Origin of the sequence: Saprospira grandis (assembly GCF_027594745.1) — a bacterium.
In the GTDB taxonomy this organism is placed as follows: domain Bacteria; phylum Bacteroidota; class Bacteroidia; order Chitinophagales; family Saprospiraceae; genus Saprospira; species Saprospira grandis.
The window spans coordinates 927,214-946,855 of record NZ_CP110854.1; the positions used below are offsets into that span (position 1 = coordinate 927,214).

Below are 19,642 nucleotides of genomic sequence, written 5' to 3' on the forward strand. Positions count from 1 at the left end.
GGAATTCTTAATTATACCTTGAGCAAAAGCCTAGCAAAATTACATTATATAGATGTATTGACAAAATGCCTTACTGCATTTAGTCCAGACTTAGGCTTGGCAAATGCCAAAGAATTTCATCCGCAGCAAAGAACGACAAGCGCTCTTTGCCTATTCAAAATATCCTATAAAACTTATATTCAATACAGTATGAAAAAAGTAACTGTAGTTGGAGCCGGAAATGTAGGTGCTACTTGCGCTAATGTTTTGGCTCACGAAAACATCGTGAACGAAGTAGTATTGCTAGACCTTAAAGGCGATATGGCCGCAGGTAAAGCCCTTGATAGCTTCCAACAAGCCCCCATCGATGGCTATAGCACTCGTATCATCGGTACTTCTGACTATAAATATACCGAGAACTCTGATATCGTAGTCATTACTGCGGGTATCCCTCGCCGCCCCGGCATGAGCCGCGATGACTTGATCGCTACTAACGCCAAAATTGTTACTTCTGTAACTAAATCTATCCTTGAGTATAGCGAAAATCCCATCATCATTGTGGTCTCTAACCCTCTTGATGTAATGACTTACGCTGCTTTCAAAGCTTCTGGTTTGCCCTCAAACCGCGTAATGGGTATGGCTGGTATCCTCGATACTGCCCGCTACCGCGCTTTCTTGTCTATGGAGCTCAATGTTTCTCCCCGCGATATCCAAGCGGTCCTTATGGGTGGACATGGCGACACGATGGTGCCTTTGCCCCGCTACACTACTGTAGCCGGTATCCCCGTTACTGAACTTATCGAAGAAGATAAACTCAATGCCATCATTGAGCGCACTAAAAAAGGAGGTGGAGAGCTCGTTAAACTAATGGGTACTTCTGCTTGGTATGCTCCCGGTGCTGCCGCTGCCCAAATGGTAGGCGCTATTGTGCGCAACGAACAACGCATTTTCCCTTGCTGCGCTTGGCTAAAAGGCCAGTATGGCGTAGAAGATCTTTACCTTGGTGTTCCCGTGAAATTGGGTAGCAACGGTATCGAACAGGTAATCGAATTGAAACTCAATGAGGAAGAAAAGCAGTTGCTCGATACTTCTGAAAAGGCGGTACGCTCTGTCGTAGAAACCTTTGAAGGGATGGGCTTGCTAGAAGAAAAAGAAGAGGCTTAGTCCTTTCTTTATATTTGTCCGAAAGGCTTAAAAGTGGTGTTTACTGCTTTTAAGCCTTTTTTTTTGGGGCCTGCCGCCAAAGGCGGCCGGGCCCTTACAGGGCTCGCAGGGCTGCTCGGCCCTGCGGGCTTCGCCCTTGGTCTGCCGCTGCGCGGCACCCTTGCAGGCCCCTAGGCCTGCGGCGGCTTCGCCGCCTGTAGGATGGATGTATATCCCAGTGGGTTAAAACCCACAGCAACAAAAGCGACCATACCAAACACAATAAAATGAGCCGATGGTTGAAACCATCGGCCCATATCATTTATAGCAAACAAGGGCTTTAGCCCGCCAGTTTGCATAGTCCCGCAACCATGGGCTTCAGCCCATGGGCGCAAAACTGCCCAGCCGCCGAAGAAAACAGCCCAAAGAAAAAGACAGTTGAGCGGCCTAGCGATGTGCAGGGGTGGCCGAAGGCCAGACCCAGCAGGCGCAGCCCGCGCAGGGCCGAGCGAGCAGCGAGCCCCGAAACGTAGCGCCCGCCGAAGGCGGGAGGCCCCTACTACAAATCAATGTAGATGGGACGACTAGTATGGATGAACGCCTATCTACCTTCTAAATTTAATCAAAATATTTTTCACGGAAATAGGCCTTTGCTTCTTCTGGAGCATTATGGTATCCTGATTCAATCAACCACTTTTTGTATTCTGATTTAGATCCTCCGATTTCTGTAAAAAAATGAATCATTGCAGCAACTATATAAGACATAACTTCATGATAGAAGTCATCATCATACAATTTCATATTATAAAAAAGTTCTGTTTGCTTTTCAGCTTTTGAAAGCTCATAAGAGAAATACTTTACTAAAAAATCCCTTGCAATTTCAAATAAAGTTATTGTCTCTTCGTCTGTCTTTAAATTCATATAATAATTATTTACCTAGGTTGCATAAATCTGTTAAAATCATCAACTGCCTTTTGAGTATGAATGCTATATTGAGTTTTCCCACTAAAAGCTCTTGGAAATCCTTGCCCCACAACCATGGGCTGAAGCCTATGGGCCCAAAACTGCCCAGCCGCCAAAGAAGAAAGCACGGACTGAAAAATGTTTATTTATGGAGGGTTTCAACCCTCCATTGAACACAAAAATGCATTCGTTAATTGGCTGTAGGTTTCAACCTACAGGCCATGGCCGAAGGCCAAACGGCCTAGCGATGTGCAGCAGTGCGGCAAAGCCGCAGACCCAGCAAAAACTTGTTTTTTGCGCAGGGCCGAGCGAATAGCGAGCTGCGGAACGTAGCGCCGCAGCTTTGCTGCGGAGGCCCCAAAAAAAGAAGCATCTCCTAATCGTTCACGGCTGTATTGCGGCCCAAATCTAAGCGATTGATGCGCCAGAAAAAAATGAGCAGGGCCAAAAGGCTAAAGCTGGCCAAAATAGAATAGAGCCAATATTGTTCAAAAAAACTTCTTTTGGCCAGAGCCATCGTTTGGCGGTCGCCCAGATAGAGGTAGCCGCTCCAAAACTGAGGGGCCGCCCATTCTGAGCTCAGTAAAAGGCTTAGTTGGGCCTCTCGAAAAGCCTCCTCTTTTTGGTAGCCCTTGGCTAGTAAATCGTAGAAAATGGACAAAAAAGCGGCTTCGGCTTCGGCAGATTTGGGCCAGCGGCTCAGCAAAAGCGAAGAGCAGCCATCATGAGTAAAAAGATGTCGCCAGCGCAACAGCTCATCGGCCTCGGCCTGCCGCTCGGGCAAGGGCACAAAATAAAGCAGGGCCGTTTGTATCGGCAACTGTCGGAGCTGCCAGGCCGACAGACTATCGGTAGCAAATAGATAGGGGGCTTGGGGGCCTTTTTGGGCCAAAGCCAAATGCAGCAGACTATAATCGCCAGAAGCTGCCAGGGGCTTAAAATCGGCCAAACTGGCCTCCTCTGCTCGATAAAAAGAGCCTCTAAAGCGTTGAAAAAGCAGATCGAAGCCAGAAGTAGGCAGCAAGCCCATAGCTGGCGCCCGCTGATCTATGGCCAAGACATTTTTGCCCAAATTGGCCTTTTGGCTGCTGCTATCTGTAGGCAAAAAGCGATAACTCAGCTCCAGCTCCTTGATCAAATAGGGCAATTCGGCATAGCTTTTCTCTTCGGTAACCGCTTGGCGCAAAAGGGCCTCAAAAGGCAGCTGCCAGAGGGGGCCATCCAGATAAAGCTGTATTCCTTCTTTGTTTTCGGCCAGTCCGAGGGCCAAAAAGCGCTTATAAAAGCTATGCGCCTGCTGCAAATAGACCTTAGAGGGCTGGGTATTTTTTTGGGCCAATAGGCTGGCTAGTTGCGCCGTTGCCTGTTGGAGATCCTCGCTGCGGCCTAGCTTCCAGAAGCCCAGTAGCTGCTCTGCATCGGCGGCCAAAAGATAGCTTTCTTCTTGGGCGGTATAATAAAGCAAAAACTCTTCGTTTTCCTTCAGTTGCTTCCGCAATTGGGCCAGACTAAATTGGGGCAAGGGCGCATAAGTAAGCGCATATCGGCTAGGCGATTCTTCTGCTAGGCGAGCCTGCCAAAGGGCCAAATTGGGGGTGGTTTGTCCGGCCAAAAGCAAACTATCGCTGCGAACATCCTTTCGTTGAGGCCAAAGTAATGCTCTTTTTTGCCAAACTCTAGCCTCTAGGGCCAGCTGCAGGGCCTGCTCAAAATACTGCGCTTGGGCCTCTTGGCTAAACTGCTGTTGGTAAAGGGCCACCGACTGCTCCCAAACCGCTGCGCTAAGGGTTAGCAAGCGTTTGCGCAATGGGCTATAAGGCCGCAATTGGGTCCAGGCTTGTTCTAATTTTTGGCGACTCACCTGCAAGGACAACAAAGCAGACTTTGCGGGTTCCCAGCTGGCTTGTCGGCTCAAAATTTCGGCTTCTAATAATAGGCTCTCGGCCTGTTGGCCCAAGCTAGCTAAAAGCTCCAGAGACTTTTCGGCCAAATACTTTTTGCGAAAGCGGTTTTGGCTTCGCTGCAGCTCTAAAAAATAAGCTTTAGCCAAGAGAAATAGCTGTTCTTCTCGGCTCAGGAACTGAATCGCCTGCTCCAAATAAATAGAAGAGCTGGGGCGTTTTTGGGCCAAATGCAGCAGGATTTCGCCCCAATAGGCCGTTCCTTCCAAGCCCTCCCAATAAGTGAGGGCCTTTTCTGTATCTTCCTCCATCAGGGCTTGGCCCGTCTTCCAGCGCCAAAACAGGCGCAGGCTATCTCCCTGCTCGAGGCTATCCATCAGGCTAAGCCCCTCTTGCCAAAAAGGCGCACGATTAGGCAGCGGCAGCTCGCCCAATAATTGGAGATAAGCTAAGCGGTCTGCGCCCTCCAAACTGGCTAAAGCCGTTTGGGCGGCAGCTTGGGCGCCTTCCCAATCTAGGGCGGCTTGGCGATTTTGAATGCTAGAAAGCGATTGGCCGAAGCTGCTCAAAGCAGTCAAGCCAAGAAATAAGATGGTAAAAATGGGCTGTATTCGAGCCATAGGAGTAGCACTAAAGGTGTTGGTAGATGCTGCGCATCAAAGCGCTTCATAATAAGTTAATAGCTTTTGGGCTTCCTTTTCCCAAAGCCAATCTTGCTTAGCCAAACGGCAATTTGCTTGTAGTTGTTGATAAAGCTGGGGCTCATCTAGTAATCGGCGGATGGCCCTTGAAATTGCCTTGGGACTCAGTTCTTCTAGCAAAAGGGCCACCTCATATTCGGCCAGATGCCGTTGATATTCTGGAAAAGCCATATTCAGGCTGGGTTTTTCTGCTTGAACGTAATCAAAGAACTTGTTGGCCAAAGAAAAGTAGTAACTCTGTCCCTGATGCTTGAGCAGATTGAGGCCCAAATGCGCCTGAGGGGTTATTTTTTGCAGTTCTTCGGGTGGCAGGAAGCCCCAAAACTTAAGCTGTTCTCCCAAGTTAAGACTTTGCGCTTGTTCTTGCAAACTCGCCATTTTATCGCCCTTGCCCAAAAGCCAAAGCTGAACTTCTTGAGGCGAAAAATCGGCTAAAGCGGCAAGGAGTTCCTCTAGCCCCCTACCCTCGTTCAACATCCCTTGATAAATAAGAATCAGAGGACCATTTTCGGGATAACGAACGGCTGGCTGGGCTTTGGGCTGTGCAAGAGGCAGGTTGCGAATTACGCCAAAGGGCTGGCCGTGCTGCTCCTCAAACAAATCGGCCAAACTCTGACAGACCGTATAGGCCAGATCTACCTTCGGGATATAGTGGCGGGCAATCCAGGCCCAGATGGCTCGTATTTTAGGGCGACGGACCACCTCTGGCATTTCTTCAAAGTATTCATGGGCATCAAAAACTAAGCGTTTCCCCTTTAGGCGAGCCGCCGCATGTCCTGCCGGCAAACTATCTAAATCTACAGCGCAAAGAATATCAAATTGCTGAAAAAGCAGAAAGAAGAATAGCCGCAATTGGTACTCGATATAAAAGAATTTTCCAGCCTGAAAAAAACAGTTTAGGCGCTTTTGCGCATAAGGCCTATCGGGCAGAGGCAGAGAGTCTTTTTGCTTTCGCCCCACCAAAGTAAGTTGATAACCTGCAGTCTGCAAGCTTAAACAAATACGGTGCATTCGCTGATCTTGCAAGAGGTCATTGGTGACACTACAATATATTTTTTTCTTCAACATAAGCCCAAAGATAGAGAAGAGATGGCAAGAACCTATAGCTTTTATCCTCTAGACGCTATTTTTTTGGGGCCTGCCGCCTTCGGCGGCCGGGCCCTTTCGGGGCTCGCAAGCCTGCTCGGCCCTGCAGCCCTGCGGGCTTGGGTCTGGCCTACGGCCACCCCTACAGGCCCCTAGGCCAATCCTCCCCTACTGCTCAGCTACAAGCCGCTTCGCGCCTTCAAGCTTCGCAGGCTCGCGCCAAGCGCGCCCGGCCGGCGGCTGGCGGCGGCCACCCCCTTCTCTGCACCTGAGCTAATCTAACCCTCAATATATTCCATTTCAGGCCTAGTCCTCCCCTGCGCAGCCCCCGCCTGGGGGCTGGGCTCCTTTGGCCTTGGAGGCCAAAGCGCCCAGCATTACGATGCCCCCCTCCGGGGCGCATCATCCATAAAAAAAGGGCTGTCGGAAAAACCGACAGCCCTAAAATCTATGACTCTACTAGATTAGCGAAGCAAATTCACAGCACCGTGAATAATCTCCGTCTCATTATCAATGTACATCACCTCAGCATACCAAGCATAAACCCCAGAATTCATTGGCTTGCCCTTAAAGCTACCATCCCAACCCTGTTGAGGATCATTAGGATCAAGGTCTACACCTTCATACACCAACTCGCCCCAGCGGTCATACACTCTAAACACCAAAATCTGTTCTACCTTCTCATCGCCCTGAATAAAGAAGCGGTCATTATTCCCGTCATTATTCGGCGTAAAGGCCGTAGGTGCAGCGGCATTTCTAGGCTTCTCCATCTTCACCACAATCGAGCTATCCTGCATACAGCCAGAAGCATTCATGGCCGTAAACTGATAAATGCCCGACTCATAAGGCGTAATGTCCACCATTAGACTACTATCCAGCAATGCCCCAGCGTTAATCTCGGTCCACCACCAGCTCGCTGCAGTCGTATCATTCAAGTCCGCAAAAAGCGTCAAGGTATCGCCATACTCTAGCACATACTCCACTTCACCCGAATCTAAGGCCGGACCAAAGCTCGTGATAAAGAAGGGATCTGCCGCTTCTACCGTCACCAAAGTATCAAAGAGACAACCATTGTTATCTTGGACATACAAAGGATAAATCCCCGCTTCCAAGCCCACAAAGAGGTTACCCCCCTGGAACGTCAAGCTATCTAGACTATAAGTATAGCCACCCAACAAAGTCGATCCGCCCGTTCCATCCAACTGAATGCTTCCGTTCGCATCGCCCACACAGGCTACGCCTGTAATACTAAGATTGCCAATACCTACTTCCGTCGGATTCGCCAAGCTAATGCTTGTATCTACCTTACAGCCGTTAGCATCTTCCACATTAAGCGTATAGTTGCCTGCCGCTATGCTATCCACAGTAGGCGTTAGCGCCCCATTGGACCATAGATAACTATAAGGCGCTGTTCCACCAGCTACCGTAGAGCCCAAAGCTCCTGTACTGTTGTTGTAGCAATCCACCGCGCGAACTTGGTTCAAGCTCAACTCTAGTTCCGCAGGCTGACCCACTTGGTAGCTAAAGCTATCCACACAGCCGTTAATCGATTGGACCACCACGCCATATTGGCCAGCAGCTACAGCCGTAATGCTTGTGCCCACAACTCCATTGCTCCAGTAACTCGCCTGCAAAGGCTCATTCGAGTTCGTAATGCTAATCGAACCCGTAGAGGCTCCATAACAATCTACATCATCAATTGCTACCGTAATGCTCAAGGCCAAGGCCTCGCCCACTACTGCCGTATCTAGCTGCGTACAGCCATTAAGGTCGGTTACACTTACATAATAAGTACCTGCAGAAAGACCAGTCGCTACATTCGTCGTCTGACCCAAAGGATCTGACCACTGATAGCTCAAGGTTCCTGTTCCGCCTGAAGCCATCACCTGAGCGCTTCCGTCTGCGCTGCCACTACAGCTAGCATCTGTTACATTCACTATTTGGCTGCTGATTCCTGAGCTTTCATTTACTGTTGCCGTACGGACCAGAGAACAGCCGTTAGCATCTGTAATCGTCACGCTATAGCTACCTACTGTCAAGTTCGAGTTCACATCGCTGCTCGCTCCATTCGACCAAGCATAAGTATAGTCTCCATTGCTGTTTGGCGTTCCACCACTCACAATAGCCGTAATTTGACCAGAGGCCCCACCAAAGCAAAGCGCATCCGCAGTATTTAGGGTTGCCACTAGCTCACTAGCGGGTTCCGTCACTATAATCTGACTGTTGGTCACACAACCATTGGCATCCGTTACGCTGACCACATAAGTCCCTGCGGCCAAACCGCTAATACTTTGGCCCGTCATTCCGTTGGACCAAGCAAAGCTGTAAGGTAGGGTTCCGCCACTCAAGAAGACCGTGGCCGTTCCATCGGCTCCCCCTTTACAGTTCACCGCCGTCATTCGAATCGTATCGACGACTAGTGCCGCAGGTTCTACCATATTGACATCCAAGGTCGTGCTACAGCCATTCGCATCTGTTGCCGTTACTGTATTTATGCCAGCGCCTAGGCTTGTTGCCGTCGCACTAGTCTCGCCATTGGGCCAGAGATAAGTATAAGGAGCATTCCCTCCGCTAGCCACTACTGTTGCCGTTCCATCTTGATCGCCATTACAGCTAGGGTTACTGCTCGATACAAAGCTCAATACTACAGGATCTGGATTTTGTAGCAAAACTTGTGCTGTTACAGAACAGCCTTGACTATCTACCACCACCACAGAGTAAGCGCCTGGCGCTAGGTTCATTGCAGTAGCTGTAGTTTGTCCATCAGACCAAAGGTAAGTATAAGGGGCGGTTCCACCGGTGGGAACGGCCGTAGCGCTACCGCTATTCGCTCCAGCACAGGCGGCTGTATTTGTCGTAATCGTTGTGCTCAACAAGCTAGGCTCGCCAATCACAATACTTTCTACGAGCTGACAAGCATTGGCATCGGTTACCGTTACGCTATGCGTTCCTGCCGATAGCCCTACTGCGGTCGCCGTTCCTTGGCCATCTGACCAGAAGTAAGTATAAGGCATTGTTCCACCTTGTACGCTTACCGTAGCATTACCATCTGTACTTCCGTTACAGCTAGGTTCATTGGCGCTCATGCTAGCCGTTAGGGCGGCGGGCTCTTCTACTTCTGTAGTAGATACCATATCACAACCATTGGCATCGGTGACCGTCACCTCATAAGTACCGGCCATTAGGCCCGTAATAGTGGTGCCCGTCATACCATTATCCCAGTTGTAGCTATAAGGAGGCGTTCCACCGCTAGCGCTTACGCTAGCCGTTCCATCGCTTCCGCCTGCACAAGATACATCCGTATCGCTTAGGCTCAACTGAATGGCCGTAGGCTCCGTAATCGTTACCGAAATGGGCAATACACAGTTGTTTCCATCTCGGACCTCTACCGTGTAGGTCCCTGCGCAGAGCCCCGTAAAGTTATTATTGCTGCTAAACACATTGCCTGTTTGACCAGGACCTAAAATGCGGTATTCATAGCCATTTACGCCCAAAGTACCCGTTCCAGATACGGCGGTAGCGATAATTTGGCCATCGCAATCATTGGCACAGAATACATTCACTTGCTGGATCGTCGCATCCAAAGGTACTGGATCGGCTAAGCTGATGCTATCAATAGCGGTACAGCCAGAAGCATCCGTTACCGTTACGGCATAAGTCCCTGCTGCCAAGTTGCTAGCAATTGTACCATTTTGAGCTTGGGCGCCAGACCAGGCATAAGTATAAGGGGCAATGCCACCACTAGCCGTAACCTGAGCCGCTCCATCTGCTGCACCGGGGCAGCTAATTGCTGCGCCGTTATAGTTCGAGTATTGTTGAACAGTCATCACGATAGGAGCTGGCTGCAACAAAACAGCAACCGCAGTATCTGAACAACCTCGGCTATCTGTAGCCAAAAGGGTGTAAGTACCTGCCCCCAAATTGAAGAGGTCCTCTGTTGTTTCCCCTGTAGACCAAGAGAAGGTATAGTTAGGCGTACCACCCTGAGCATCGGCGTCGATCATTCCAGTACTATCTCCAGCACAACCAGGCTGTGTAATAGATAGAATGTTGGCTTGTACTGCAGTTGCAGGTTGGCCTACCGCTACAGAAGCAGTATTCGTACAACCTGTAGCATCAGTCAAAGTTAAATCATAACTACCGGCAGCCAAGTTAGAAATTTGGCTTGTTGTAGCCCCATTCGACCAGTTGAAGCTGTAAGGGGTAACCCCACCTACAGCCGAAGCGCTAGTGCTTCCATCTGTACCACCAAAACAAGTGACAGCTACAGTACTAAAGTTGATCTGAATAGGAGCAGGATCTACCAGTGTGCCATTATCTGTAACTACACAGCCATTGGCATCTGTAATGGTCACGCTATAAGCAGCCGCTGTAAGGTTCGTAGCGGGGTTGCTTGTTTGGTTATCTGACCAAAGGTAGCTATAGGGTTGAGTTCCTCCTGTTACAGTGGCCTCTAGGGTTCCATCAGAACCAGCAAAACAGCTAGGGTTAGTAGCGAGCATAGCTGAAGTGGCCAAAACAGTAGGTTCAGTAATGATAAAGCAGCTATCAATTGTACAGCCATTATTATCCGTTACTGTTACACAATAAGTATCTGCTACGAGGTTGCTATTAGTTGCTGTAGTTGCTCCATTGCTCCAGTTATAGCTAAAGGGTGCAGTACCTGCAGATGCCGTCAAGGCGATTTCGCCATCATTTCCGCCATTACAACTTACGGCACTTACTGTTGCTGCCAGCTGAATAGCCAAAGGATCTGTAAGTGTAATGCAATCTGTAAATGTACAGCTATTAGCATCGGTAACTGTCACACAGTGGTTTCCAGCCAAAAGGTTACTAGCTGTAGGAGTAGTCTGTCCATCAGACCAAAGGTAGCTATAAGGCTGTGTTCCACCAGTCACCACTGCAGAGGCTTGGCCGGTAGCAGTTCCTGCACAAGCAGGATCTGTTCCCGATAATGTAGCAGTTAAGGCTGCGGCAGGTTCTGCTACCGTAGCAGTAGTAACTAGGCTACAGCTATTTCCGTCTGTAATCGTTACATTATATGTACCTGCGATGAGGTTAGTAGCCGTAGCTGTTGTTTGAGCAGAAGCATCATCCCATACATATGTATAAGTTCCTGTTCCACCTGTTGCTGTTACCGTAGCAGCACCATCATTTCCACCAAAACAATTTACAGCCACAGTAGAGCTAGTCGCTGCTAGAGCCGTAGGCTCATTGACTGTTGCCGTTGCTGTAATGCTACAGTTATTAGCATCTGTAATGGTTACCGTATAAGTAGCAGCGCTAAGAGCCGTTGCGGTTGCTGTAGTTTGACTAGAAGCATCATCCCATACATAAGTATAAGGAGTGGTTCCACCTGCAGCCACTACGGTTGCTGTACCATCTGTTCCAGCATTACAATTCACATCAGTAGCTGAGGTTGTAGCCGTAAGCGCAGCGGGTTCTGTCACTACTTGCTGATCTGTTACAGAACAAGAATTGGCATCTGTTACCGTCACGGTATAAGTGCCAGCAGCTAGGCCAGTAGCCGTTGCCGTAGTTTGAGCAGAAGCATCATCCCAGGCATAAATGTAAGGTGGTGTTCCATTGCTCACAGCAACAGTAGCTGTTCCACTATTGTCTCCTGCACAGCTCAAATTAGTCCCTGACATGACTGTTTGTATAGCCGCAGGTTCTGTCACAGTAGCACAATCTGTAAAGGTACAGCCATTGGCATCTGTAATAGTTACACAATATGTACCCGCGCTTAAGTTGCTAGCCGTAGCTGTTGTTTGTGCAGAAGCATCATCCCATAGATAAGTATAAGAAGTAGTGCCACCAGTTGCTGTAGCACTTACCGAAGCATCAGCAAAGCCGTTGCAACTAGCATTTGTAGTTGCTAAAGTAGCGCTTAAGGGTTGTGCAGGCTCTGTTACAGTGCCACAGTCTGTAATACTACAACCATTGGCATCTGTAATAGTTACACAATATGTACCAGCAGTTAAGTTGCTAGCCGTTGCCGTAGTTTGAGCAGAAGCGTCATCCCATAGGTAAGTATAAGTTCCAGTGCCCCCCGATACGGTTGTAGCCAAGCTACCATCATTTCCTGCATGGCAATTTACATTGGTCACTGCAGTAGTTACCGTCAAGGCAGCAGGCTCAGTGACTACAATATTGGCTGTATCTCTACAACCTGCAGCATCTTCTACAATCAAGTTGTATGTTCCTGCTGCAGCATTATATACTGTATCGGCAGAGCTGCTAAACAAGAAAGAAGAACCTCCTGTCCAAGTATAAGTATAAGGAGTTGTTCCCTGTGTTGTTCCTGTTGCTAAAGTAGCGCTATCAGCATTACAAGCAATAGGAGTTACTTCATTGAGGGCTAAAACAGGAGGATTATTGCTTGCCGTAATGTTCAAGCTCGTATCGGCAGTACAACCATTGGCATCTGTAATCGTCACGCCATAGGTTCCTGAGTTAAGGCCAGTAATAGCCGCTGTAGTTCCTCCATTAGACCAATCATAGGTATAAGCAGCTGTTCCACCCAATGCTTCTACTTCTATGGCACCTAAGGTACCACAAGCAGGACCAGTTTGCGAGACGACAGCCATTTGTAGTTGGTCCGGACGAACAATGTCCAAACAAATAGAAGATGTACATCCATTATTATCAGTCATGGTCACACAGTAGTTGCCCGGAGCAAGGTTGCTCTGGCTAGCGGTTGTTCCTCCATTAGACCAAAGGAAACTATAAGGAGCAGTTCCCCCTGTTCCAGCAACCGTCGCACTACCATCATTGGCTGAACAACCTGCTTGCGTACTCGATTGCAAAAAGACTACTGGCGCAGTAGGTGCAGGATATAAATAACTGCTATCTATGCTGCTACATCCTGTAGTACTCTCGGTAACGGTCAAATAGTAAACACCAGTCGGAATAGTCAAAAGGCTTGAACTACTCACGGCGTTATCCACTTGTCCAGTAGACCAGCTAAAGTCATAGGCGGTGCCGCCAGTGGCCGTAGCATCAATCTGTCCGTTGTTATTACAAACAGGGTCGGTATTCGTAAAGTTGATGACAGGGTTACCATCAATAGTTACTTGGAAGTCGACCGTTTGAGGGCAGCTCAAAACTTGAACACCACTATGGTCCACTACAGATAGAATGGTAGCGGTATAGCTTTGAGTACTGCTTGGCGCTACCGTAATACTATTGGCAGTACTGCTCAAAATCCCTGTACTGGGGCTCCAAACTACACTATCTGTAGGCGTCAAGCCCGTAAGACTGAGGGTCGTATTTTCTCCGCTACAAATTGTTACATCTCCAGAACCAGTAGCCTGAGGTACAGGATCTACATATAGGTAGACGGTATCTTCTGTAGAGAGTCCACAACAATCTGTAAAAATAGAAAGGGTAATCGTATAAAAGCCAGCTACATTAAATTGAGTATAAGAGGTAGACATGACATTACCGGGGTTGGGAATTGCCCCATTAAAGCCCCAGTTATAGGTATCTGCATTTTGTAGGCTCTCAAAGCTCGCAAAATCGCCTTGGCAAAGCTGGAAAGTATCCGCACTCAAGGCTGTTGCTCCTGCCACGAGAATTTCTGGACGAGTAACCAAGAAGGATACATTATGAAAGCCTTCATAGCTATCTCCAGCATGCTCTACAGTATAACGATCCAAGTTGGTATATACCAAGTTGGCAGGGTTGTCTGTACTTGTTACTGGTGTAGCTGCTCCTGTAATAGGGTCAAAGTTCCAGCTAGTAACCCCGGCCCCAGTTGCCGTAGCAGGAGCTTCAAAGCTCATAGGGGTGTTGATACAGTTTACGTTTTGAGCCAGGATGACTGGCTGGGCAGCCAAATCAAAGCTAGATACATTGGTCGATAAAGCCGTACCGCCAGCAAGATGAATAGCTGCAGCTTCTCCAGGGAAGCCATCACCACCATCACCGCCAAGACCACCACTTCCGCCGTCTCCGCCGTCTCCGCCGCCACCAATGCTACAATCAGTTACCCCACCTATACCACCAGCACCTCCTGTTCCAGCAGCACCACCATTACCGCCCAAACCAGCGGCACCAGCAGAACCCGCCAAAACATTACTCTGGCTCAAACGACCATTGGCTCCATTTAAATAGAGGTAGAGACCAAAAGAAGCCCCTCCAGAAGTTCCACCAACACCAGCTTCTCCGCCGCAGCCACCGCCGCCGCCGCCGCCACCAGACGAACCCGATCCATTGTTACAGAAAGAACCTTCTTCGGCAGCGCCACCGCCACCACCGCCACCGCCAGTACCATTTGTACCCGCAGTACCGTTGGTCCCAGATGCACCGGTAATAAAGAAACCACCAGTGTGACTTCCCAAACTACCATTTACACCATTGGTTCCCGCTACACCATTTACACCATTGGCGCCATCACAGCCATCCATTTCTTTTCCAGAACAGCTGCCATCGTTATCATTACTACAACCAGAAAAATCACATTGGTTGTTTTTTCCAGCTCCACCAGCGGCTGCACCGCAACCACCAGGAGCACCATTTTGGCCATCGCGGCTTCCACAGTCAGCCTGACCGTTTCCTCCACCTTGTCCACCCGGACAACAAGCAGAAGAACCAGCAGCTCCACCATTGTGCTGCACACAACCATCATCATCTCCATCTACTCCATTGCCACCATTGCCGCCATTGACACCATCAGCGCCATCAGCGCCATCAGCGCCATCACCAGCATTACCTGCCCGAATCTGCGTCCGAACAATGTCGTAATCAGAACAAGAGGTAAGGTGAACGCCATAAGTAGACATCCCCGGCTGGTTCGCATCATCTGTGGTAATGGTCAAATCCTGTAGACGGAAACCCGTATTGCTATTTCCATAAAAGGTGACCAAACGCTGAGAACCCACAGGTCCTTCTGGGTTGGCCGTAGTTCTGTTAATCGTTGTAGCCCCTGCCAAAGATGTTTTCTCCCAAGCATTAGCCGGATCAAATCCTCCTTCTACCGTCATGAAACTGCTCAAGAAAAGAGGGTTGTCCATATTATAGGTACCAATAGCTAATTTAAGGACACTATTATTACAAGCGGCCCGACTCAAAGCTTCTTCCAAAGAGGTAGGATCAGCCTGCGTTCCCGCAGCAGCTGCCGTCCCCGTAGGCGATACATATATATTTACACAGTTGGCAATCACTGGAGGGGTCCCCACTTCCAACTGAGCAGTTGTTGTGCGTACACAACCTGTTAAAGGATTTGTTACCGCTAAGGTATATTCATAAATGCCCGCAGCAGCAGGTACATTGACCGAAATTGTAGAAGTGGTGCCCGAAACATTGCCCTGTCCTAAAGAGGCCATGCTAGGATCAAACCACTCAAAGGTAGAACCCGCAGCATCCGATACGCCCGTGAGCAAGAAACTAGCTCCCGAACAAACCGAAGCATAAGTAGGGGTAATAGCCGCCTGAGGGGCCGCCAAAATATCTACCTGCAATTGGTCCGAAGAGCTACAGCCATCGGTATAGTGCAAGGTGACGGTATAGTTTGTATTTGTTGTTGGAAAGGCCGTTGTACTGGCCTGGTTGGGCGTACCCAAAGTAAAGTTGGGCGTCCACTCAAAGTAATCAATATTGCTAGCGGTTGTGCTAGCATTTAAGGTGGCCGTATCACCTAAACAAAGTTGTACATCTGGCCCTGCATTGACGGGGTCGTTGGGGTTGGGCAAGATGTTAATGGTATAGGCCTTACTGTTCTGCCCAGGCAAAGGACAAGCATCATCCTCAATCAAAAGTGCAAAAGTATGACTCCCCACATCAGCATCAGTAGGCGTCCAACAAAAAGTCCCTACCAATTCTCCATTGACCATTTGCTGCGTGAAGCTAGCGCCCGGAATGGCATTGGTTACGCTCATCGTAATGTTATCGCCTAGGTTGGCATCATCACCAATAATGTCAAAACAAAGGGGACTATTAGCACAAAGCATCGTATCAAAAACTGTGGTGCTTCCATTTAGGCCCGATACAGTAGGCAATTGGTTGCTACAGTTCTGAATCACAAACTGCATATCGCGAACGATCTCACCCACTTTTACGCCATTTCGGTATTCTTCTACCAAAACACAAATTACCGCAATCTGAGGGTTGTTGGCCGTAAAGCTAATTTCTCCCGTTGCGGGGTCTAGGCTAATAGGCACATCCAAAGGAGAGGCCCCACTAAAGCCCCCTCCATAGGTTACATTGGCCCCAGCTGCCGTTTGGCATTCTGTTAAAGAGTAGACCAAAGAGTCATTGTCTACATCATTGGCCAACTGCTGAAAAGTCACTTGCTGCCCCGTACAACTAAATGGAGTAGGATCACTAGCAAATACTGGCGAGCTATTACAAGGACTAATCGTATTGTCCAAGCTCGTTTCTACATAAATCGAGTTGCTGCCCGGCCCACTCAAGTTCGTAATCGCATTGTTACGACAACAAGAAGAGGTAGACAAGACCCAATCATTACAGGCTGTGGGTAGGTTCAAGGTCCCTTGATAAACATGGGCCTCTACCCCCAAGGTAGACCCTCCACTACAGGCACTAGTTGCAGAAGGACAAAGGGGCGTAATGTCGGTTACCGACAAACGACTCAGGCTCAAACTCCCGCTGATTCCACAACTAGCCGATTGGTAGTTGATGTTAAAACTAGACCCCAAAGAGGCCCCATCGCAATCCCGATAGGCTTTTAAGGTCACCTGGTACTGATTGGGCCCCACACAACTATAAGTGAGGTCAAAGCCCATAAAGTGCGTGGCTTTTAATGGGGATAAGCCACTAAAGCTTATCAAAAATAAGAGGAGCAACAGCCCCCCAATTCTAGTAAAAAACTGCTTCATTTTGCGATCATTTACAGTGTGTAATGCTTGCCTTTGGTCAAATTCCACTAAACAGGAAAAGGCCTTCAAAGTTAGGGACTTCTACTCCCTAAGCGAAGGCTTGTTTAGCTTTTTTTAGCAATTGTTAATTATTTTAAGGTAAAAACTATAAATATATTGTTAAGTCCACGGCATTTTTTGCCCAATTTTTTGCGGTTTTTTCATTTTCTCCTTGTTTTCCCCTTGCCCCAAGGGCTTTTCTCTTTTTATTTATTTTTTTTGGGGCCCGCGGCAGCTAGGCTTTGCCTAGCTGGCCGCCGCTATGCTCCGCCGCTCGCAAGTCTGCTCGGCCCTTCGGCGCTTGCAGCGCCTTGGTCTGGCCTGCGGCCACGGCTGCGCAGCGCTGGGCCGCTCATCTGCTCTACTAAAGCCAAACCTTTGTCCTTGGCCGCTTAAGGTTTTATATAGAACGTAGTCCCTGGGCCTTTTATCAATAGAGACTATTTAAAATTTTGTGTTTCGCCTTTGTACTGCCTAGGGACAAGCCCCTAGGCGACTACTGGCCAAATCCTAAGCAGCTAAAGGCCCAAATTTTATTCTAATACACAACATCCTGAATCCTCCCCTCAATTTAGGAAGTAGCCGCTTAGCTGGAGCTAGTAAAAAGCTAGGTCGAGCTAGTGGCGCCTTAGGTCGAGCTAGGAAAGTATTAGCTGGAGCTAGCCAAACCCTAGGTTGAGCTAAGAAAAAGTTAGCTCATTGGCCCTTAGTAATAAGTTCACTAAGTCATTACTTTAACTTATTAGTAACAATTGGCCCCTTAGGCGGTTTAGCAGGCGGCGAAGCCGCCGCAGGCCTAGCGATGTGCAGGGGGGCCGCGAAGCGGCAGACCAAGGCGCTGCAAGCGCCGCAGGGCCGAGCAGACCTGCGAGCCCCGAAACGTAGCGCCTGCCGAAGGCAGGAGGCCCCCCAAACAGCCCTTCAGCACATAAAAAAAGCCAGCAGAACATCATTCTACTGGCTAAATGGGGCTTAAATTATGGCCCTAATAATAGAGTAATTTGAAATATTGCAGGCCTTCTTTGGGTTGATAAAAGAGCAGGCTGCCCTTATCGAGGCGCTCTTGGACCTGGTCTAAAAACTCTCGGATATTGTAATTTTTGCTCTTAAAGACCCGAAAATAGAGGACGCCATCGGGGGCGAGGTGGTCTAAGGCAAGATTGATCAGCTCCCACATTTTGTCCACATTGGGCAAGAGATGCAGCAGGTTAATCATCGAAATAAAGTCAAACTTTTTATCGGCGGGCAGGGCCTTCATATAATCGAAGACATCAGTTTCCCAATTTAGGTTGGGTTCAAAAAGCGCTTCAAAGGCTTGTTGGTCTTGCAAAACGGGCTGACTATCTGCGCCAAACTTTTTGAAGACCGAGCGATAAATTTCGTAGAAATTTTGGGGTTCGGCGGCTTGCAGGCGTTTATTTTGGGCCAAGAACTTGCTCATCGCCTGCTCTTTTGTGTCTTGGTCTACCCCATGAAATTCCCTAAAATCGAAGCGATGAAAAAGAGGGAAGAAACTCAGTGGGAATCGGCATCCCAGCTCTAGGGCCGACTTTGCTTCGGGTCGTTTTAGGCGTTCGCAAAGGGGGTGCACCATATAGGTTTTGAGCAGCAGGCTACTGATGTGCGAGTCCTCCTTGGGTGTTTCAATTTTTAATACTTCAGAAACCATTATTCAGCGTTTAGGTAGTTGGTCAAATACTGGAAATGAGGACCTAATTGGCCATTGAGGGTCACGCTAGCCCGCTCGATCATTTTGGTATCCTTTAGGCCGAGGAGCTCGGGCAAAACCGAGGCGATAAACTGCTCGCCAAAAGACAAAGAGGCATCTCGGGGCAGTTCATTGGGCAGATTATCGATAGTCATCATGTCGATAGTTTCGGGGGCATAGGGTGCCACCGCCTTGGCCTGTTGGGGATCATAGCCAAAAACGGGCTCGGCGATTGTGCTTGCAAAAAGCGTGGAGGGAATCGAAGCAGCGGGGGCGATATCGCAGGTCACATCGGCGATCACTTGGATCTTAAAGTCCTTGGATTTCATCTGCTCGGCGGTAAAAAACTGGGGCGCGCGATTATCCCAATAAATGCCGTTAATCATCAGGTCGGCGACCTTTGTATAGGGTTCAAAAATGGAGGTATAGCGTTCGGGATGGGCAAAAAACTCGCTTTGGTCGTAATTTGCGCCTTCGGCTTTGGGGGCCACATAATCCTCACAGCAAAGCTGAGTAAAAACGGGGCCTTCGCTTGCATTATTCAGAAACTCTTGGGGGCTTAGGCGTTGGAAGCCTGCATTTTCGAGTACCTCAGCAGCGCCATTAGCCACACGGCCAGCGCCCGTAAGGACCACCTTCATATTGGGCCAATTCACTGTTTTATAATAAGCGGTAGCCTCGGCCATATCCTTAAACTTGATCATTTGGGGCAAGTTATACGCCTTGGTCCGATTGCCATAAGTCATCAGGCCATTATGAGCGCCGGCGATTCCTGCGAAGCGGCCGAAAGCGATCACGCGCTTGCCTGTTTCGTCGGTTAGCACCTCATAATCAAGCAGTTGAATATTCTTTTCGATAATTGCTTGCAGGAGTTTGCGGTTATAGGGTTGCTCCTTGATGGTATGCGAGAAAAAGCAATACTTTTTATTGGGAATCAATTGATTGATGGGCACTTCCTTCACGCCGAGCAGCAGCTCTCTATCGCTAAGATCTTCTTGGAGTTGGAGGCCGGCGGCTTCATATTCTTCATCCTTAAAGCAGCGATTGGGAGAAGGTTGGACCAGAATATCGAGTTGGGGAAACTTAGCGAGTAGCTCCTTGCATTGTTGGGGGCTGAGGGGGACTCTAGAATCTGGTGGGACCTTACCTTCACGTATAATTCCGATTTTCATAGCTAAGATTTTAAATTTTTTGGTGGTTTAGAGAACTTTTCGGTCCTTAAGATAATTAAGTGGATGCATAAAAGGAAAAGACGGTCCGTCTTCTTATGAATAGTCGGTA

General features: G+C 48.8%; 7 protein-coding genes. 1 reads left to right on the forward strand and 6 read right to left on the reverse strand.

The genetic code is table 11. The features are described from left to right. Window positions 1–189 precede the first annotated feature (189 nt). Window positions 190–1,143, forward strand: coding sequence for a malate dehydrogenase (mdh, locus tag OP864_RS03575; RefSeq protein ID WP_270099929.1), 954 nt, complete (start codon window positions 190–192; stop codon window positions 1,141–1,143). A gap of 597 nt (window positions 1,144–1,740) precedes the next feature. Here the strand turns inward: mdh and OP864_RS03580 are convergent. From OP864_RS03580 to OP864_RS03605, 6 genes are all read right to left on the reverse strand, one after another. Next, on the reverse strand, window positions 1,741–2,043 hold the full coding sequence (locus OP864_RS03580) for a hypothetical protein (RefSeq protein WP_270099930.1): 303 nt from the start codon (window positions 2,041–2,043) through the stop codon (window positions 1,741–1,743). 418 nt (window positions 2,044–2,461) lie between these two features. After that, entirely contained in the window at window positions 2,462–4,606 is a 2,145-nt protein-coding gene (locus OP864_RS03585) for a CHAT domain-containing protein (protein ID WP_270099931.1), read from the reverse strand. 36 nt (window positions 4,607–4,642) lie between these two features. Next, on the reverse strand, window positions 4,643–5,755 hold the full coding sequence (locus OP864_RS03590) for a glycosyltransferase (protein WP_041329493.1): 1,113 nt from the start codon (window positions 5,753–5,755) through the stop codon (window positions 4,643–4,645). 482 nt (window positions 5,756–6,237) lie between these two features. Next, entirely contained in the window at window positions 6,238–16,614 is a 10,377-nt protein-coding gene (locus OP864_RS03595; protein WP_270099932.1) for a T9SS type B sorting domain-containing protein, read from the reverse strand. Between the two features lie 1,024 nt (window positions 16,615–17,638). Then, the gene (locus OP864_RS03600) at window positions 17,639–18,322 is read right to left on the reverse strand and encodes a methyltransferase domain-containing protein (RefSeq protein ID WP_270099933.1); all 684 of its coding nucleotides are present in this window, start codon (window positions 18,320–18,322) and stop codon (window positions 17,639–17,641) included. Further along, a complete protein-coding gene (locus OP864_RS03605) occupies window positions 18,322–19,533 on the reverse strand; it encodes an NAD(P)-dependent oxidoreductase (RefSeq protein ID WP_015691367.1) in 1,212 nt (403 codons plus the stop codon). Before OP864_RS03605 ends, OP864_RS03600 begins: the two co-directional genes overlap by 1 nt. Window positions 19,534–19,642: the final 109 nt, after the last annotated feature.